At 51.1% G+C, this 20288-nt stretch carries 15 protein-coding genes and 1 riboswitch; of the genes, 7 read left to right on the top strand and 8 right to left on the bottom strand.

All coding sequences use genetic code 11. The features are described 5' to 3' along the window. Positions 1–5: 5 nt before the first annotated feature. From HWI92_RS13760 to hxpB, 3 genes are all read right to left on the bottom strand, one after another. Positions 6–449 (bottom strand): hypothetical protein, encoded by a 444-nt coding sequence (locus tag HWI92_RS13760; protein WP_204656042.1) that lies wholly within the window; start codon positions 447–449, stop codon positions 6–8. Positions 450–551: 102 nt separating this feature from the next. Beyond that, entirely contained in the window at positions 552–1865 is a 1314-nt protein-coding gene (locus HWI92_RS13755; RefSeq protein WP_229249390.1) for a sensor histidine kinase, read from the bottom strand. Positions 1866–1919: 54 nt separating this feature from the next. Further along, positions 1920–2594 (bottom strand): hexitol phosphatase HxpB, encoded by a 675-nt coding sequence (hxpB, locus tag HWI92_RS13750; RefSeq protein ID WP_204656038.1) that lies wholly within the window; start codon positions 2592–2594, stop codon positions 1920–1922. 83 nt (positions 2595–2677) lie between these two features. Then, positions 2678–2770: riboswitch (TPP riboswitch) on the top strand. A gap of 91 nt (positions 2771–2861) precedes the next feature. Here hxpB and thiM point away from each other — a divergent pair. From thiM to tenA, 4 genes are read left to right on the top strand one after another with little or no spacing between them, the layout of a single operon-like run. Next, positions 2862–3680, top strand: a complete 819-nt coding sequence (gene thiM, locus HWI92_RS13745) for a hydroxyethylthiazole kinase (protein WP_204656023.1) — start codon at positions 2862–2864, stop codon at positions 3678–3680. Next, positions 3670–4320, top strand: coding sequence for a thiamine phosphate synthase (gene thiE, locus HWI92_RS13740; protein WP_204656021.1), 651 nt, complete (start codon positions 3670–3672; stop codon positions 4318–4320). Before thiM ends, thiE begins: the two co-directional genes overlap by 11 nt. Positions 4321–4347: 27 nt before the next feature. Continuing rightward, complete coding sequence (gene thiD / locus HWI92_RS13735) at positions 4348–5172, top strand: bifunctional hydroxymethylpyrimidine kinase/phosphomethylpyrimidine kinase (protein ID WP_229247936.1); 825 nt, start codon at positions 4348–4350, stop codon at positions 5170–5172. Beyond that, entirely contained in the window at positions 5169–5819 is a 651-nt protein-coding gene (tenA, locus tag HWI92_RS13730; RefSeq protein ID WP_204656019.1) for a thiaminase II, read from the top strand. The genes thiD and tenA overlap by 4 nt, the downstream gene beginning before the upstream one ends. Before the next feature lie 49 nt (positions 5820–5868). Here the strand turns inward: tenA and HWI92_RS13725 are convergent, their stop codons facing one another. The 5 genes from HWI92_RS13725 to HWI92_RS13705 form a co-directional block, all read right to left on the bottom strand. Next, a complete protein-coding gene (locus HWI92_RS13725) occupies positions 5869–8274 on the bottom strand; it encodes an ABC transporter permease (RefSeq protein WP_204656010.1) in 2406 nt (801 codons plus the stop codon). A 182-nt stretch (positions 8275–8456) separates the two neighbouring features. Beyond that, positions 8457–8831: a hypothetical protein gene (locus HWI92_RS13720; RefSeq protein ID WP_204656008.1), complete on the bottom strand. Its 375-nt coding sequence runs from the start codon at positions 8829–8831 to the stop codon at positions 8457–8459. Positions 8832–8982: 151 nt separating this feature from the next. Then, a complete protein-coding gene (locus HWI92_RS13715) occupies positions 8983–11361 on the bottom strand; it encodes an ABC transporter permease (protein ID WP_204656006.1) in 2379 nt (792 codons plus the stop codon). Between the two features lie 272 nt (positions 11362–11633). Next, positions 11634–14048, bottom strand: a complete 2415-nt coding sequence (locus tag HWI92_RS13710; RefSeq protein WP_204664554.1) for an ABC transporter permease — start codon at positions 14046–14048, stop codon at positions 11634–11636. A gap of 180 nt (positions 14049–14228) precedes the next feature. After that, on the bottom strand, positions 14229–16646 hold the full coding sequence (locus HWI92_RS13705; protein ID WP_204656004.1) for an ABC transporter permease: 2418 nt from the start codon (positions 16644–16646) through the stop codon (positions 14229–14231). Between the two features lie 281 nt (positions 16647–16927). On the opposite strand from HWI92_RS13705, the gene HWI92_RS13700 reads away from it, so the two are divergent. The 3 genes from HWI92_RS13700 to HWI92_RS13690 all read left to right on the top strand — a co-directional run bounded on the left by HWI92_RS13700 (position 16928) and on the right by HWI92_RS13690 (position 20248). Beyond that, entirely contained in the window at positions 16928–19246 is a 2319-nt protein-coding gene (locus tag HWI92_RS13700) for a TonB-dependent receptor (RefSeq protein WP_204656003.1), read from the top strand. 159 nt (positions 19247–19405) lie between these two features. Beyond that, entirely contained in the window at positions 19406–19687 is a 282-nt protein-coding gene (locus HWI92_RS13695) for a 2TM domain-containing protein (RefSeq protein WP_204656001.1), read from the top strand. 60 nt (positions 19688–19747) lie between these two features. Further along, positions 19748–20248 (top strand): pyridoxamine 5'-phosphate oxidase family protein, encoded by a 501-nt coding sequence (locus HWI92_RS13690; RefSeq protein WP_204655999.1) that lies wholly within the window; start codon positions 19748–19750, stop codon positions 20246–20248. The last annotated feature ends 40 nt before the right edge of the window (positions 20249–20288 follow it).

Here is a 20288-nt window from a genome sequence, read left to right as displayed (position 1 = left end):
GCCAGCTATTGCTTTTCAATTTTAAGCAGAATGGAACGTTTTTCCTTGTTCCCGGTACTATCGACCTTTGCGGCAGGGTTAACTGCGGTCAGGATCAGTCGGTAATTTTCATCGGCAAAACGCTTCGTCAGGGTATCCGCCATTTTGAAGGAGCTCATTTTGTAAAGTGTCCTGCAATCGCCTAGGCACATTTTTACATGTTCGTTCACGCCACCTTCCGCAGTTACACCCGAAAGCAGGAGGTCCACGGTTGCATTGCCCGCCCAGAAGCATTGTACACCCTGCGGGCACCGACTGTCCTGAACGTCAAAAAATGTAAGTGTAGCTTTGGGGACATCATTGAGGAGAACCGACTGTTTGTACATAATCTCCTCATCCTTCCTGTCCACCGTCGTGTTTTTGCATGATGTACAAACAAGCATCAATGCAGCTAAGACGTAGTTTTTCATACCGGTCAAGTTTTTGGCTTTTTTATCATGACAGTCCTGCTTTTACGAAGGTTGGAACGTACTGCGGCATTTCATTCCGGTACGGTTGCCTTGCGCTGACTGCTAGATAATTAACGTAAAAACTGTACCTTTTCCTACGTCGGATGCAACATTCAGCTGACCATTATGCTGCTGCAGAATCTGCCTCGAAAGACTGAGCCCGATGCCTGAGCCTGTTTTTTTGGTAGTGTAAAAGGGGATGAAAATATTTTCCATAGCTTCCGGCTCAATGCCATCGCCATTGTCGGCCACCTCAATCATAACAACATTATCTACCTGGTAGGCCGACAGACTGATGGTACGGTTGGTTTGGGTGGAAAATGCCTCCGACGCATTCTTGATAAGATTAATCAATACCTGCTGAATCTGGCTCGCGTCGGCCTTTACGGTCAGGTCCTCGGGCTTTACCGACAGCTTCCAGAGCACACCCGACCGGGTCAGGTCTGTCTGAAGCAACTGGATCACTTCCTGCAGTAACTCTTCCACACTGATACTGGCAAATACCGGTTTAGGCAGGGTGGTAAAATCCCGGTAGGCATTCACAAACTGCATCATGCCCTTACTACGCTTTTCGAGCGTCGAAAGTGCTTCCTTTAGGTCATTTACGGCTTCCTGATCATTGGTCGAGCGTTCAATGTCTTCGTTCACAATCAGGCGCATGGTGCCTACCAGCGATACAATGGGTGTCATGGAATTCATGATCTCATGCCGCAGCACCCGGGTCAGGTTTTGCCACGACTCGATTTCCTGCTGCTGAAGTTCGGTCTGTATGTTTTGTAAAACAACAATACGTACCCAGGTTCCCCTCAGCTGGATGGCTGCTCCCTGCAGGGCCAGTGGCTGGTCGGATGGGGTACGGTAAAGCTCCCGCACGCCGCTGTCGAGGGTTGAGAGCAGCTCGTACAGCCGCGGGTGGCGGTCGCGGAGCTCGTTGAGGTGGTGCAGCCGGTAAATGCCCAGCATCCGCAATGCCGCATTGTTGATCAGGTTAACCTGCCCGGTACTGTCAAATGTGATCAGGCCCGTACCGATATGTTGCACAATGGTATTCAGGTATTGCAGATTGGCCTCTTTTTCGGCCCGCGCCTGTCTGAAAGCATGCAGTACTTCGTTAAACTGCTGGTTCAGTTCCTTGAACGTCCGCCCCATCTTGTTGTCTGCCCGGAAATTGATCGTAAAATCCGAGTAGCGGACAGATTCCAGGAAGTACGTCAGTTTCCGGTTTACATTGGTCACATACTGGTACAGAAGCGAAGCCTGGGCAAAAATGAAAATCGTCCCGATGACATACACCAGCGTACTATTGGTATGGACCGAAGCCAGCCACGCAAGTCCGATCACACTAAGTACGATCAGGGTGATCCTGATCATAATCATGATACTGAAATGCCGTAATCCGATCATGGGATAGTGTAGGTGGACGAAGGCAGGTTAGGATTCCAGGACATTTTGCGGTACTCCGGACATTTCGCTTAATACGAATTTTTCCAGTGACCTTATTTTATAATGCGCCATATTGAACTTGGCATCTTCAAAAACTTCCCTGGCCGGAACCGAGATCGTGATCATGCCTGCCGCATGTGCCGACCGCAGCCCGGCATGCGAATCTTCAAACGCAATGCATTCAGCGGGTAGTACGCCCAGCTTGGCAGCAGTGGTGAGGTATACGGCCGGATGCGGCTTGGTAAACTCTTCCAGCTCGCCCGAGTGCCATACATCGAAGTACTGAAGAATGTCTAGTCTTTCCAGCACGTCCTCGATCAGTTCCATATGCGATGCCGACGCTACGCCCAGTTTAAGTCCCGTGGCTTTCAGGTCTTTGATCAGCGCAATGGCACCCGGCATGGGTTCGGCATTTTCAAGAATTTTGCGGTGCGCAATGGTCAGGATTTCTGCTTCCAGTTCCTCGAAAGTGGGTGTATTCCAGGGTTGCAGCTGGTGGCAGAAGTCAAGAAATAGTTTAACCGAGAGTCCTGTGGTTTGGAGTTTCAATGCATCGGTAAGCTCAAAGTTTACCTTGCGCATCACTTCGCGGGCAGCCTCTGTCCAGAAATGTTCTGAATCAATCAGCAACCCATCCATATCAAATATTGCAGCTTTGATCATTTCAAAAATTTAAAAAAGAAAATAAGTACCGGTTGATGCAAGTGTTTTTCATAAACAACCAAAACTACTACATTCGCAGCTAAGAATGGCTTTAGGGGTGTCCAAAAGGACTGAGATTCATACCCTTCGAACCTGAAACAGCTGGCACTGTCGTAGGAAAAAGCAATCAGAGGTACTTGGGTGCCTGTAATTTCTTTATGCGGAAATCACCGCACAACCTGCCTGTCTCGGGTTCCGTTCTTTTTCTTTTTGCAAAACATCAGAAAAATGGAAATCAATATCAGGGAAAATCTCGTGCTGCTCCGTGAAAATGTGCCTCTCGTGCATAATATCACAAATTATGTGGTTATGAACTTCACTGCAAATGCATTGCTGGCGCTGGGTGCATCGCCGGTGATGGCGCATGCGGTGGAAGAAGTGGAGGAAATGGTGAGCATTGCCGGCGCGCTCGTGGTCAACATTGGTACACTGTCTGCATCCTGGGCAGAAGGCATGAAGCTGGCCATGAGCCGTGCGGCTGCCCTCGGCAAGCCCATTGTCCTGGATCCGGTAGGAGCGGGTGCCACTTCGTACCGCAATCAGGTACTGACACAGCTCCTGGAAACCGCCCCGCCCGCCATTATCCGGGGCAATGCCTCTGAGATCATGGCACTGGCCGGTGCAAACATCACTACCAAAGGAGTGGACAGTACCGCCTCCTCCGACCAGAGCCTGGATGCCGCGCTGGCATTGAACCGCCGCTTCGGATCGGTTGTCAGTGTGAGCGGGGTTACCGACCTGATTGTTGGGAATGGAAAGGTGTATTACATCTCAAATGGTGTGCCGCTGATGACACGTATTACCGGAATGGGGTGCTCAGCTTCGGCAATTGCCGGCGCCTATGCTGCGGTATGTAGCGACCCGCTGGCGGCAGCCGTATCTGCGGCAGCGACCATGGGCGTATGCGGCGAGCTCGCCTATCGTCATGCCCAGCTCCCGGGGTCTTTCCAGGTTGCATTCCTGGATGCACTGGCCGTATCGCCGGACCACCTTGCTGAACTTACCCGTATCAGCGTTTCACCGGATCGTTCTGCTGATGTCCGCTAGCACACTTCCTCTGGATCTGTACCTTGTCACCGACGAGGCCGCCTGCCTTGGTCGTGATCTGTTTTGGATTGTGGAAGAGGCTGTAAAAGGAGGCGTATCCCTGGTACAGCTTCGAGAAAAAAACCTGGACACCCGGGATTTTATTGATAAAGCCTCCAAAATGAAAGAGCTGCTGGCTCCATACAATGTTCCGCTCATCATTAACGACCGTGTGGACGTTGCGCTGGCAGCCGGCGCCGATGGTGTTCACGTCGGGCAAAGCGACATGCATTATCACCAGCTCCGCCAGGTACTTCCGGGCCAAAGCATCGTGGGTATTTCTGCGGAGAATATGGCAAATGTTGAGGAGGCAAATGATTGGGAAATCAGCTACCTGGCCATCAGCCCTCTTTTTGATACACCTACTAAACCGGATACCGGGACCGCCTGGGGCATGGCCGGGTTGCAGCAGGCAGCGAAAGTGAGCCGTCACCCGCTGGTGGTCATCGGAGGCATTAACACCGAAAACGTGACGCAGGCTATACAACATGGTGCAAGCGGCATAGCGGTGGTATCGGCCATTTGCAGCGCGGCTTTCCCCGGGTATGCCGCGGAGCAGCTTCGGAAGGCTGTTATTTCAGGTAAAAAAAACAGGCTCTGATAAAAGGACCTTATTCCCATTTCCACCATGATTAAACGATATCCTACTGTACTTACCATAGCCGGCTCTGACAGCGGCGGGGGAGCGGGCATTCAGGCTGACCTCAAAACCGTGGCTGCACTGGGAGCTTATGGTACGTCAGCCATCACGGCGCTCACTGCCCAGAACACTACCGGCGTCCGCGCCATTCATGCGGTGCCACCCGAATTTTTACGTCAGCAGCTGGAAGCTGTATTTGAAGATTTTACCATTGACGCAGTCAAAATCGGGATGGTCAATACGGCCGAAACAGCGCAGGTAATCGCGGGTGCACTGGCAGATTACCAGCCTCGCTTTGTTGTTTTCGATCCCGTCATGGTGTCTACAAGCGGCAGCAGGCTGATCCGGGAGGATGCAGTGGATGCATTGTGGCAGGAGCTGCTTACCCGCGCCGACCTCATTACGCCCAATATTGACGAGGCAGAAATCCTGGTTTCTGAAAAAATAACCGATTTGAAAAGCATGCAGCATGCGGCCGGTATCCTGCTTGAAAAAGGCTGCAAGGCAGTGCTACTCAAAGGCGGGCACCTTGCAGGACCGGTGATCCGGGATGTACTGGCCCTCCAAAATACCGGCAGCCTGGTACTGGAAAGCGACTATATCCGCAGCCCGAATGTACACGGAACAGGCTGCACACTATCTTCTGCCATCGCCACGTATGTGGCCCTCGGGCATTCCCTTACTGACGCCGTGGTACTAGCACATCAGTATGTTGCGGGAGCGATCGGCCACGGCAGGGATGTTATTACCGGCCACGGTCCCGGTCCTTTAAATCATTCTTTTTCACCTTTGCCAATGCAGGTTATTTCATGAGCTTCACAACATATCTCTGGGAAGAAGCACTTCCCATTTACAGGCAGATCAGCCAGCATCCGTTTAATCAGGAGCTGAAAACCGGAACTTTGCCCGTAGAAAAGTTTAAATTCTACATTGCGCAGGATTCCCTTTACCTGGCCGACTTCGCGCGGGCGCTGGCCGCAGCAGGGTCCAGGGCCGGAAACAGCCATGATGCGCTGGATTTTTTTCAGTTTGCACAAAATGCAATCCTGGTAGAGCGTGCTCTGCATCTGAGCTATTTTAAAAACTATGAGATTGACAATGCCGGCACCAAAGGTCCCGGATGCTTTGCCTATACCAGCTACCTGCTCAGTGTCAGTGCATTCGAATCTTTCGAAGTTGCTGTGGCTGCGTTGCTGCCTTGTTTCTGGATTTACAAGAAAGTAGGTGATGACATGTATGCCAGTCAATCTTCCGGTAATCCTTACCAAAGCTGGATTGATGCCTATGGCGGTGAGGAATTCGGACATTCGGTCCGGAAAGCACTTGATATCTGCGACCGCCTGGCTGAGCAGGCAAGTGCAGGTACCTGCACAAAAATGCGCGAAGCATACCTGACCGCTTCCCGGCTGGAATACATCTTCTGGGACGATGCTTATCACCTTCGGACCTGGCCATGCTGAGGAGGCTTTCGACGGCCGAAAGCCGATAGCTGACCGCCGAAGTTCCCCCTCACTCGCTCCGCAATGCCCTGACGGGGTTCCTCAATGCTGCCTTAATACTCTGGAAGCTAATGGTCAGCAATGCGATCAGGATGGAGATGGCAGCTGCGGAAACGAAAAACCACCACTTGATTTCGGTATGGTAGGCAAAATCCTGCAACCACTTGCTCATGGCGTAAAACGCGATGGGGGAGGCAATGAGGATCGCGATGATAACCGGTTTAAGAAAATCACCCGAAAGCATCATGATCAGGCTGCCGAGTGAAGCTCCCAATACTTTGCGCACCCCGATTTCCTTCGTACGTATTTCAGCCATGAAAATAGACAGTCCAAGCAGGCCGAGGCATGAGATAAAGATGGCGATACCGGAGAAAATGGTGAAAAGGGTTTGCTGGCTCTGCTCACTTGCATACAAATTGCCGAACCGCTGATCCAGGAACTCATAGGAAAAAGGAACATCCGGGAACCTGGTACGCCACACCGACTCGATATGGGCAAGTGCATTTCCAATGTTTTTACCCGAAATATGCACCGACATCCAGCCTAGGCGATCATCCTGCCGGAACAAAACCAGCGGCGCCACCTTCTGGTGCAGCGATTCGAAATGATAATCTTTGGTCACCCCAATGATTTCGCCCCGTACCTGTCCATAGCCAAAACGCCCACCCACAGCTTCGGCGGGATTCTTCCAGCCAAGCATTCTTGCGGCGGTCTCATTCAGGATAAATGCATTGGTGCGATCGGAAGGATAGTTGCGTGAAAAATTTCTCCCGGCGGCCATGCTGATCTGGTAGGCAGGAATAAAGTCCTCGTCTACCGAAAGGGATTTTACATTGACATCCGACATTGCAAAGGTGTCGCCCTTGGTAACATAAGCCTCCCAGGAATCAAGCAGGCGCCCCGAGGGAATGCGCGACGAGCGCCCGGCTTCCCGTATGTTGCTGTTGGCTTTCAGCTCCTGCCTGAAACTTTCCAGCCGGCCGAGGGTATCATTGGAGCCGGTACGAAGCAGCACGATCTGGTCTTTGGAGTAGCCCAGCTTGTAATTCTGCACATAGCGCATCTGGTTGTATACGACTGTTGTACTGATGATCAGCACAACTGCAATGGCAAACTGCGTAACCACCAGGAACTGCCGGAGCTTACCATTTTTCAATGCCGACGACACCTTTCCCCTGAATACGCTGATGGGCTGAAAGCCTGTCAGGAAAAATGCGGGGTAACTGCCTGCTGCAAGCGCCGTGAGCAGGGTCACCACAGCCAGTATTAGCAGAAAGCCGGGATCAAGGAGCGCCTCCGTGGTGAGTTGTTTATGCGTAAAATTATTCATGAATGGCAGGCATAAGGCAACGATCACAAGCGCCAGGACCAGCGATACTGCTACCAAGAGTACCGACTCGCTCAGGAACTGGGCGATCAGCTGCTGCCGCAATGCACCGATTACTTTCCGCATGCCTACCTCTTTGGCCCGTGTTGCCGAGCGGGCCGTGGCGAGGTTCATGTAGTTAATGCATGCAATGGCAAGGATAAACAATCCGATTGCCGAGAAAAGGTATACGTACTGTATGTCACTGTTGGCCTCAATCTCTGAATCAAGATGCGAATGCAGGTGAATGTCGGTCATCTTCATGAGCCCGAGTACTGAATACCTGGATGCCTTGGGTTCGATATGCCGGTTCTGGAATGCGGGGAATGCTTTGACAAGCTTTTGTGGATCATAGTTTTCCGGCAGGAGCAGGTAGGTGGAAAAAGCATTGTTACCCCAGTTGGTCCGCAGCTGCTCTGCACCATAAACCCGGTCGTCGTTCATGGTTGAAAACGAAACCAGAAACTGCGGATGGAAATGTGACTGTGCCGGCAGCGGTTCGAACACCCCTGTCACGGTATAATCCAGCTGATTGTCGAGCCGGACGACCTTACCGACCGGATTTTCATTCCCGAAATACTTTTCCGCCATCGGACGTGAAAACATGATCGAAAATGGGTTTTCAAGGGCCTGGGCCGGATTACCCCCGATTACATTGAAACTGAAAACCTTGAAAATGTTGGGCTCGGCAGCAAACATCTGCTCTTCCACAAATACTTTTTCTTTGTAGCGCACAGTTCCCCCGGTTTCGAGCATACGCAGCACCTGCTCCACCTCCGGAAAATCCTGGCGGAGGAGTGGTCCGAAAGGAGGAGCGAGGTGGCCGAGTTTCAGGGATTCTGTGCCGTCATTGGACAAAAATGTTCGTGAAACACGGTAAATGCGGTCTGCATGGGTGTGAAACTTGTCATAGCTCAGTTCATCCCTTACGTACAAAGCCAGCAGCAGAAAGCAGGCCAGTCCCATGGCGACGCCTGTCACGTTGATTACGCTGAATGCCTTGTGTTTAACCAGGTTCCGGAGCGCTATTTTGAAGTAGTTTTTAAGCATGGCATAAATAGATGGCAGTGAACAATGCGGCTGCGGCCGAAAACAAAATTACCCCGCGAGCACTTGCCAGCAGGGTAACATTTTTGTGCCAACATTATAAGGCTTTCTATTTTAAGCAGTTACATGTAAATGCTGCGTTCAGAAACGGACATTGACAACCGCTTGTCCGGCATTATCATGCACTAGCCTCTTCGATAGCTGCGGCCTTTTTCAGGGCGCTGGGATCTTTCATAGGCATATAAACGCTGACGCTGGGCAGGAGTAAGCACATCAAGCAATGCGTTTTGCTTGTCGGCTTCCAGCCGGCGTACATGCTGGTAAGTTTGGTAACGCTTGTTGCCCGATATCAGCCGGTCGTACCGGATTTCGATTTTTTGCATTTCCTTCTCCTGCTTGCGGCTCAGATGCACAATGGCATCAAGCTTTCCGACGCTGTAATTTTGTGGTCCAGCCTCTACGCGGGCAGCCGAAACTTCATGTCCCACGCGGTACTGGGCAGATGCATTTCCAAGGGTCAATGTTACAATTGCTGCGATGGCTAAGATGGTCTTTTTCATGGTTTCCAACATTAAATTGTTTGTTTATGTTGGTTAGAAGCCCATTTTCTATTTTAGTTTAAACAGCACATCCCCGCAATCTGCCAGCCGCTGCTACGGACAGACAGGCTGCTGATTTTTACCGACGAACTGCCTGTTCAGAAAGATATCCCTACTCGCTGCGCAAGGACTTGACGGGGTTCATTAACGCTGCTTTGACTGCCTGGAAACTGACCGTCAGCAAGGTGATGAGTACGGCCAGGATGGCAGAAACTGCGAATACTACCCAGCTCAGCTGGATGTGGTACTCGTATTTATTGAGCCAGTCGTTCAGGAAAAACAAGGCAATGGGCGAGGCGATGACACACGACAGCACAACCAGGTACACAAATTCTTTGGAAAGCATTGCCCACATTTGCGCCACACTGGCTCCGAGTGCCTTGCGGATCCCGATCTCCTTGGTACGCTGCTCGGCTGTATAAGCCGCCAGCCCGAACAAACCCAGACACGAGATAAATACCGCCAGCACCGCAAATACCCTCGCCAGCTTACCAATCCGCTCTTCGGCCCGGAACTTGGCTTCATATTCCTCATCGGCAAACTTGAATTCGAAAGGCGAGTCGGGATCATGTTTCCGGAAAATGGCTTCCACTTTTTTGAGAGCCTGGTCCACCGGCTTGCCGGGCATCAGCTTTACATTGATCAGGTTGGCCCACTCGTAGTTCATCAGGAAAATCGTAGGTACTGCAGGTTCGTAGGGCGACTGCATGACCATGTCCTTGATCACGCCCACGACCTGCCGCGGGCTGCCATTGTAGCGGATGGTTTTACCGATAATATTTTTAATTCCGGTAAGCTTCACCGCGGATTCGTTCAGGATAAATCCGGCGGTATCCGTTGAAAACTCTCGCGAAAAGTCCCGGCCCTGCACGATTTTCCAGCCGATCGTCTTGCCAAAATCATGCGTACAGGCGATCGTTCCGAAAAGGGGCAAAGAGCCCGGTTCCATTCCTTCCCATTCAAAACCGATCTGATTGGAGTAGATACCAGTGGTCGGACTGGACGATTCGCTCATTTCGTATACTACGCCCGTTTTCAGCAGGTCGTCGCGCAGCGGGTAGTATTTTCCAAACATGTTGGGCGAAATGTTGATCTGCAGCAATCCCTGCCGGTCGTAGCCCACGGGCCTGTTTTTGGCATGCTGAATCTGCTGAAAAACGATGATTGTACCGATGATGAGCGTGATGGATACGGTAAACTGCATGACCACCATCACCTTGCGCGGTACAGCCGACCATTTACCCACCTTAAAAGTACCTTTCAGCACTGCAAGAGGATTGAATGAAGACAGGTAAAATGCCGGATAGCTGCCCGAAATAAGCCCTGTAAACAAGGCAAATACGACCAGCGCAAGCCAGAACTGGGGATAGTTATAGGGGAAGTGGACCTTTTTACCTGCCAGTTCATTGAAGGCAGGAAGCGTGAGCAGCACAATGATCAGAGCCAGCAGCAATGCAAAGCACACCACCAGAAAAGACTCACTCAAAAACTGGAAAACGAGCTGGCTGCGCAAAGAACCAATCGATTTGCGGATACCGACCTCCTTGGCGCGCTTTTCAGACCGGGCGGTGCTCAGGTTCATGAAGTTGATGCATGCCAGGAGCAGGACGAATATGCCAATGATCGTGAACAGCCATACAAACTGGATTGCGCCGCCTACATTCTTGCCATTTTTGAAATCGGAATATAAATGCCAGCGACTCATGGGGTGCAGCATGTATTGCGGCTTGTCGGTTTTTGAAAAGGCATGCGGCATTTCTACGTCGCGGATTTTCAATGACACTTTTTCAACATCGGCATGATCAGCCACCTGCGCAAAAAACTGGAAAGAGTGGTTTCCCCATTGCGTCTGTGCTTCCTTGACCCAGTTTTCGGCCGACAGGTAGTCGGCCCAGGGAAGGATCAGCATGAGCTCGTTGAAGTTGGAGTTAAATGGAATATCCTCATACACACCGGTCACCTTCACGTCACGCTTGATGTCCAGCTTCAATGGTTTGTTCAGCGGGTCTTCATTGCCGAACAAGGCCCTGGCCACCGACTCCGCGATCACGATGGAACCCGGGTTTGTCAAAGCAGTTGCATAGTCGCCCCGGATCATTTTCAGCGAAAGCATTTCCGGAAACCCCTGCTGGGCGTACATTCCGCTCTTATTGATCTTTTTTTCACCATTGGTAAGCAGGTGTCCGTAATTCCAGCTCGCCAGCGAGGTATGCTTGAAGTCTGCCCCATATTTGGTTGCCATTTCGGTAACCGCCGGGATCGACACTGCAGTACCGGTGCCGGTTTGCCCGTTGAATGTCTGGCTGATCCATGCCTGTACCAGGTGGTTGTAGTTTTTGTGGTAACGGTTGTAGGAAACCTCATCCCACACCCACAGTCCGATCAGCATCGCTACTGCAATACCTACTGCCAAACCAACAATGTTGATGAATGAATAAACCTTGCTTTTCAGCAAATTTCTGAGGGCGATTTTAAGATAGTTTCTGATCATGGCAGGGGATTTTGGGATAGCGGTTGGCTGTCGGCCATCAGCTTTCGGCCGTCGGATTGTTTTTGTTAGATTATAATTTATGTCACACTAATAAAAAATAGTAAATCACACTTCCTCCTCCCCAAAAGCCAAAAGCCAAAAGCCAAAAGCCAAAAGCCACAAGCCACAAGTCTAAAAAAGCCGACAGCCGAAAGCCGACAGCCGAAAGCCAAAATCTCTCCTCCTTCCTCCTTTCCTCCATTCCTCCCTTCCTCCTTCCTCCCCAATCCCCCTCACTCCGCCCTCAAACTTCTCACCGGATTCACCAATGCCGCTTTAATGCTCTGGAAGCTGATTGTAACCAGGGCAATGCCGATGGCAAGAAGTCCGGCCAGCAGGTAGAGCCACCAGCTGATGTGCGCTTTGTAGGTAAAATCCTGCATCCATTTGTTCATAAAATACCAGGCGATAGGCGATGCAATAACCAGCGCAATCACAACCAGTCTGATAAAGTCAATGGAGAACAATCCGAATATGCTCAGCGCGGAGGCGCCAATTACCTTCCTGATGCCCATTTCTTTGGTGCGCGACTCCGCCATGAAAGCCACTACGCCGTATAGGCCCAGGCAGCCGATGAAAATGGCGATGCCCGTCAGAATGCGGAAGAGTGCAAAAAGCTTTTCTTCTTTTTCGTAAAAACTGTTGACCGTTTCGTCGAAGAAGGAATATTTGAAAACATAATCCGGAAAAACGGATGACCATACCTTCTCGATCCGGCTGATGAGCCGCGCATCTGCCTTTCCGGAAAGCTTGATGCTGAGCGTACTGTAATTGTTGCGGTCGGTAGCGAGTACGCAGGGGATGATCTCCCGGTGCAGGCTATATGTATTGAAATCTTTGACCACCCCCACAATCGGCAGTTTGACATCGAACCCGCCGATGGAAAGTCTTTTGCCCAATGCATCTTCCGGATTTTTGAAACCCAGCTTTCTTACAAATGCCTCATTGATCACATATTCGCGCATGGTGTCGGCAGGAAGATACATTCTACCGGCCACCAGCGAGAGGCCGTAGGTATTGAAATAAGCCGTGTCGGCTGGGCGCATGACTACTTCAAAATCCAGCGGATCTTCATTGTTCTCATAGCTGAAACCCGTTTGCCAGTTGCTCCTGGACATGGGCGTGAAATAGCTGAAGCTCATCTGCTCAATGCCAGGTTCTGACGCCAGTTGAGCGGATATGGCAGCATTTTGCCCGTTATTATTGTCGGGAACAGGTATGGTGATAATCTGGTCTTTCCGGAAACCCACGTCCATGGTCCTGAAAAATTTCATCTGGCTGTAAGCGATCAGCGTACCCAGCAATACCACCTGGGAGATCGTGAACTGCAGTACGATCAAACCTTTGCGAAGCCTTGCCTGGCTGCTTCCTTTTACCTGCATTTTGCCCTTTAATGCAAGGATAGGCTGGTACCCGGACACGATCAGCGCCGGATAAAGTCCGGACAATACCGTGGTAATTACGGCAAGCAGGAGCAGGAACATCAGGATTGTGCTGTCCGAAACAAAAAGTACCCCTTCGGAATGAATGTTCAAAACACCCGACACGTAGGGCAGGGTAGCCTGGGCCAGGAACAGCGCCAGTATCACGGAAAAGATCGTGAGCATGGCAGTTTCGGAAAAATATTGCCTAAGCAGCTGTGTACGCGTGCTGCCCAGCACTTTGCGCACACCTACTTCCTTGGCGCGCCTGAGTGCCTGGGCTGTGGCCAGGTTGATGAAGTTGACACAGGCCGTCACCAGGATAAAAATGCCCACCAGCACCATCGACCAGATCATCCCGCGGCTGATTGTGCGGTTGGCGTAGTTGGATGTATTGTTGTCAAAATGGATGTCCAGTAGCGGCTGCAATATGAATGCTTCATTCTGCACCTCCCGTGCTTCCCGGTATTTTTTGTTGAATGCAACCAGCTTCTGCTCCATCTGCGCCTCACTCATGTTTTCAGGCAGCATCAGGTACATTTGTCCGCCTCCATACGAGCTCACCCAATCGTCCCAGTTGGTAAATGCACCGAACTCTTTCAGCGATGAAAAAGAAAGCAAAGTTTTGAACGGAAAACTGGTGGTAGGCGGCGGGTCCTGAATGAGGCCGGTCACAATGAAATCCATGTGATTGCCTACGCGCAGCGTCTTACCCATGGGATCTGCACTACCAAAATACCGCCTGGCCTGGCTAGTGGTCAGTACTGCTGATCCGGGATTGGTCAGCGACGACCGGGGAGAACCTTTGAGCCAGGTGTAGCTGAAAATCTCAAAATATTCGGGTCCGATAAAAGAAAGTACATAGGAAGGGTCCGTGAATTTCTTGCGCTGCGGCCCCTGCCCGATGGTAACCAGACTTTCCCGGATTGCGTAAGTGCATGTAATCAGGCCTTTGAGCCCGGGATAATCATTGCGGAGTGCTTCCAGTACCGGCAGCGGCATTCCCGGGTTGTTTGCTTTTTCGCCCTGTGCTTTAACATGCCGCAGGAGCCGGTACGTCCGGGGAGCATGGCTGTGATGGGTGTCAAAGCTGAGCTCATAGCGCACGGTAAAAAAAATCAGCAGGCAGCAGGCCAGCCCCAGGGTAAGCCCGGTGACATTGATTACCGTAAAATTCCAGTTCCGCCGCAAGTTGCGCAGAGAGGTGGTGAGATAGTTTTTGATCATCATTCAGGGAACGGGCTTTCGGCAGTCGGCAGTCGGCAGTCGGCTATCGACTTTCCGTATTGCTGATTTGTTTATTATCTTAAAAATATCAATGGTCCTTGAAGCAAATACCCTGTTTCAGCTTCTCAACAGCCGACCGCCGACCGCCGACAGCCGACGGCCGAAAGCCGATCGCCCCCCTCATTCCGACTTCAAGCTTTTCACCGGGTTCATCATAGCCGCTTTGATGCTCTGAAAGCTCACGGTTGCAATGGTGATAATGACCGCGACGGCGCCTACCAGGATAAATAGCAGCGGGCTGATTTCAATGCGGTAAGGGTAGTCTGCCAGCCATTGCTGCATCGCAAACCAGGAGAGTGGCGTGGCAATGCCGATGGCCACCAGCACCAGTTTCACAAAGTCCCGCGACAGCACGATCACGAGGTTTGTTATGCTTGCGCCCAGTACTTTTCTCACGCCTATCTCCTTGGTGCGTTGTTCGATAACGATCAGTGCTACTGCAAAAAGCCCCAGGCAGGAGAGGATGATGGCGATTCCCGAGGCCAGGCTGAATACCTGCGACATTCTTTCTTCCTCCTTGTACCAGTTGTCGGTATTTTCATCGACAAACGAGCCCATGAACTCCGATCCCGGCGCAACCTGCTGCCACACGCCTTTCAGTTTTTCCATGGAGGCGGCAAGTGACTGCGGTGCTACCCGTACAAAAATGTAGGCAGGCGCATCGGAGGCTGATAAGTGCATGGTGACGCCTTTTTGCTGGTTTTTGGCAGAATAAAGATTAAAGTCCTGCACCAGACCGATGATCTGGTACTTCACACCCGCGGAGTCGGTCTGGAAAAACTTGCCGACCGGATCTTTTTCTCCCATCATCTTAGCCATGTTCTCGGATATAATAACCCGGTCTACCGAGTCGGCAGGATAAGCAGGATTAAATTCCCTGCCGGCCAGAAGCTTGATTTTAAGTGTTTTTACATAATCATAGTCGATGGATAGCCAGTCCGTACTTACCTCCCTGTCTTTATACGTAAAACCTACCTCACTGCGCGATGTGGTCCGATCGAGTCCCAGGCCGAGGTTAACGCCGGCACCTGTAATTCCCATGATGGAGGGGTCGCCTTCCAGCAGGTTGCGCATGCGTTGCAAAGCTTGCTGACCATTTACCTGGGTACCTACCGGAATGCTGATTACCTGCTCTTTTTCAAAGCCCAGCGGTTGCCGGCGAAGGTGATCCACCTGCTGAACCGCAATGGTCGTGCAGCATATCAGCAGGCATGAAATGGTAAACTGGGCAACGATCAGCGAATTGCGCAGCAGCCCCGGCTTTTTCAGCGACACTTTTCCTTTCAGCACTTCCACCGCGTTGAAACGGGACATCTGCCAGGCCGGGTAACCGCCGGCAAGCAGTGTCACCAGAAAGAACAGGCTTATCAGCAAGGCAATTTTATCAGGTTCCGTGATGTAGGATAAACTGAGCTTTGACTGGAAAGTCGCATTGAAATAAGGGAGCAAAAGGAGGGCAAGGACAATGCCGCACAAAAATCCCAGCAGGCATACCACACCGGCTTCGCCCCATATCTGCGCAAAAAGCTGACCTTTCATCGCACCAAGCGACTTGCGGACGCCCACTTCCCTGGCCCGGATAAACGACCTTGCTACGTTCAGGTTGATGAAATTGAAGCAGGCAATGAGAAGTATAAACAACCCGATCCCCATGAGCGCATAGACCAGTGCTGCGGGTGCGGCATTTCTGCTGATGCGGGTATCAAAATGGATGTTTTCCATTTTTTGCAGGCGGATGGCAAATACGTCGCCGCGCTCGTCAGGCCGGGCTCCCTGCTTTTTAAGCCTCGCAAGATTATCTTTGAAGTATTTCTGAGCAAACGGTTTGAGGCGTTTCTCGAAGGTGGCCTGGCTGGTCGCAGGATTCAGTTTTACATAAACAATATGAGAATGTGCATCCCAGGCATCTTTCTGCTCCTGGTAGCCGGGCACGTTTTCACTTCTGATAAATGCATCAAACTTAATGGTGGAATTGTCGGGAAAGTCTTTCAAGACACCTGTGACCACATATTGCCTGCTGCTTCCGGGCCGGCCGAGTTCCAGTGGCTTGCCCATCGGGTCCTCGGTCCCGAAAACGGTCCTGGCCATTTGCTCACTGATAATAATGCTGCTGAAATCCCGCAGGGCAATTTCGGAGCTGCCTTTGACCAGCGGGAAAGTAAACAGTTTGAGAAAATCGGGATCCGTAAACATCACCTTTTTATCATAATGTTTACCCTTGTAGGTAACTACATCCGACCCGTTTACAATCCGGGCTGCCTGTTCGATCTCCGGAAATTCGTCTTTCAGTGCCGGTGTGATCGGAAAGGGCATTGTGCCGCTGTAATTGGCTTTATCAGGGCTGTTGGAAACAAAATAGATCTGGTAAATGCGGTCTTTGTCTTTGTGAAAATCATCGAATGACAATGCGAAGTAGGCCGTAAGGAAGAGGAAAACACTGGCGCAGAATGCCACGGACAATCCCGTAATGTTAATGAAAGCATAGCCTCGGTTTTTCCAGAGGTTACGCAAGGCGATTTTGAGATAGTTTTTAAACATGCCCGGCTGTTTATAGGCTGATAATCATGGCTAATAGTAAGTAACCGTTACGTGCGTGAATTTTTATACCAGTCCTGCGCAAAGAAAGTAAGTTTTTAATTATCAGCTCATTAACTGCTGTTGTGTCGTAGCCCAGATGTTCGCTTTCGAACATCTGCCGCCTTTAATGTCCGCTTCAAATAGAAGCATTTCCGAGCTTTTGAGTTGCACGTACAATCAATATTTTTTCCAAAGCTGAGGGTAAGTCATGGCTGAGTTGTCAGAGACGAAAACTGTTAGCTATGAAAAAATTCATTTTTACCTTACTCCTGGGGGCAGCCTGCACCCTCTCATTTGCACAAAAGCCCGTACAGGTGGTGAAAGGCCGCGTGATCGACGCAGAGTCGCAACAGCCTGTGATCGGTGCAGGCGTAATGATCACCTCCGTCAGCCCCGTTACAGGCAGTGCAACCGACAGTGAGGGCAATTTTCGTATTCCTGATGTACCGGTAGGCCGGCATGCATTCAGGGTCACGAGCCTGGGGTATGACGATGCTTTTGTGCAGGAAGTGACTGTAGGATCGGGCAAGGAGGTAGACCTCACTGTGAAGCTTACCGAGTCGTTCCGTAAGCTGGACGAAGTGGTGGTAAAGGCGCAGCAGGAAACCGGCACTCCCCTGAACGACATGGTGAGTGTGAGCGGCCGGTCTTTTACGGTCGAGCAGACCAAACGTTTTGCGGCGGCGGTAAACGATCCCGCGCGCATGGCACTGTCCTTCGCAGGGGTGGCTACGAATGATGACGGAAGCAATCAGATCATCATCCGGGGCAACAGTCCGAAAGGTCTGCTTTGGCGGATGGAAGGCGTCGAAATTCCCAATCCCAATCATTTTGCACAGGAGGGAACCAGTGGCGGAGGGGTAAGTGCATTGAGCGTCAATGTGCTCAGCAACTCCGATTTTCTGACGGGCGCATTCCCTGCAGAGTACGGCAATGCGACGTCGGGCGTGTTTGATCTTAAACTCCGGAAGGGTAACAATGAAAAACGGGAGTATGCCGCGCAGGCCGGGGTGCTGGGACTTGATTTTGCGGCGGAGGGGCCAATCGGGCCCAAAGGCGGTGCCTCTTACCTGGCCAATTACAGGTACTCAACCCTGGCAGTACTGAGCAAGATCGGGATGAACATTCAGGGTGATGCACTCAATGATTTTCAGGACGCGGCTTTTAAAGTTTACATTCCTTATGATGAAAAAGCAATTTTGTCTGTCTGGGGAATGGGAGGGATCAGTACTTCAAAGGTACATTCCGACGATGAAGAGGAGAAGTTCGGCTCGGACCGTGGTATGGTAGGGCTCAACTACATGCGTTACCTGAATTCCAGGTCGTACCTTGAAAACATCGTGTCCTACTCGGTCACGCGTCAGACGGATGATTATACCGACAAGGAGCAGCATACGAACTACCAGCAGCAATTTATCAACCAGACACTCCGGCTGTCGACTTTGTACAACTACAAACTGGGTGCCCGCAATACGCTGAGGATGGGTCTGATCATCAATCACCTGGATTTCAACCTTTTTGACAAAAACAACGAAGATGGGCCCTATGTAATCCATGTGAACAGCAAAGGAAACACGCAGCTTTTTCAGGCCTACGGCCAGGTAAAGTCACGGTTATCTCCCGGCGTGACGGTCAACCTGGGTGTGCATGGCATGCTTCTCGGACTTAACAACCAGTTTTCCATTGAGCCGCGTGCGGGGTTGCGCTGGGCGGTCGCGCCCCGCTCGACAATCAGCTTAGGAATGGGGCTGCATAGTAAAACCGAGACCATCTCGACCTACTTTGCCCAGGTGAATGCAGGTGACGGGACCACTGCTCCTCTCAATAAAAACCTGAAACTGATGAAGTCTGCGCACTTTGTTACGGGCTACGAACTCAGGCCGTCGGCCGGCTGGCGGATACTCGCCGAGGCTTACTACCAGCATCACTACCATGTGCCGATCGGGCCGCCCAATACTTCCAGTCCGTTTTTACTGCATAATTCCATGCTGAACGAAACCAGCGGGTTTATCAGCGACTCACTCACCAGTGCCGGAAAGGGAAGAAGTTATGGGGTGGAGCTTACCCTGGAAAAGTCGCTTACCGGCGGGTTTTATCTGATGAGCACAACGTCGCTCTATCAATCCAAATATACGGGCAGGGATGGCATCGAGCGCGACAGCCGGTTTAATGGAAGGTATGTGCAGAATGTCCTGGCCGGTAAAGAGTGGCGGGCGGGTCAGCATAAAACCAATATTTTTGCAGCCAACATCAAGGTACTGGCGTCCGGTGGAAACCGTACTACCCCCGTAGACCTTGCAAAGTCGAGGGCAAAAGGACGCACCGAGCGCGACTGGACGCAGAGTTATGCAGAACAGCTGCCCGGCTATTTCCGCACCGATCTGCGGGTGAGCTATACAAAAAACAGGAAACGCATCACCTCCACCATTTCGCTTGATATTCAGAATGTCACTAACCGCCTGAATGCATTTGACAGGTATTATGACAGCAAAAAAGATGAGGTGCGGCTGATCACGCAGACGGGCCTGCTGCCGATTCTCAACTACCGCCTCGAATTCTGATCAGGTTCGTCCGCCCGTTTTGTTTTTTCATCCGTAAAATTCTTAACTCCGTCGCTTTTGCGTGGGCGGGGCAATGGTAACCTGCTACTTTTGGAAGGTCGGCAGTCATAACAGTACCCGCTGGCACAGGAGCATTATTTAACCAAAAAACACGAACTTATGGAAACGCCACGCAATGAATTTCTCTGGAGAAAGGCCCGCAAACGCGCATCTTTCAAAATGCACCTGGTGACCTATGCGGTAGTTAATGGTGGCTTATGGCTGATTTTCCTGCTGACAACGTACCCTTTTACAAGTGATCACATTGTTCCGTGGCCTATATTCCCAATGCTTGGCTGGGGGATCGGGCTGGCTACGCACGGCCTTTCTGCTTATGGCCGGATGGACGAAAATACGTTAGCACAAAAAGAATACGAAAAGCTGCTGCGCCAGCAGGCGTAATGGTTGCTTGGAACGGTTGTTTTAGGTTTTTGAAAAAAAACAAAAACAAAAAAGGCAACTATGGAAAAGGAATTTCAGGCCGGAGATGCCGCAAAAAAGTTGAAATCTCTGGCAGGTGATATCAGATTTTGCATGTACACAACCTACAAAGACGGTAGGATTGAGTCGCGCCCAATGACTACGCAGGACATTGATGCTGAGGGTAATGTATGGTTTTTTACCAGCAGGAACACCGACCTGGGAGAAGAAACATCGGGTAAGGAAGCAGTAACACTGATTTACTCCGAGCCTAAGGAAAATACGTACGTGAGCGTTTCAGGTTTTGCAGAAATTGTAGACGATGAGCAGAAGAAAGAGGAATTGTGGAATGTAATGTCAAAAGCCTGGTTTCCGGGTGGCAAGGATGATCCCAACCTCGTGGTATTGAAAGTAACAACCGAGGAAGCAGCATACTGGGATAGCTCTTCATCGCAGATGGTCGTGTTCTTCTCGATGATCAAAGCCGTGGTAACCGGCACTACGCCTGACGGTGGCGAGCGTGGAACGCTGAACCTCAGCTAGCAGCAATATCAATACTTACAAAAAATGCCGGATGACTGCT

Source organism: Dyadobacter sandarakinus (assembly GCF_016894445.1).
Classification (GTDB): Bacteria; Bacteroidota; Bacteroidia; order Cytophagales; family Spirosomataceae; genus Dyadobacter; species Dyadobacter sandarakinus.
The sequence above is the reverse complement of the archived record's forward strand: the minus strand, read 5'-3'. Positions and strand labels throughout refer to the sequence as shown.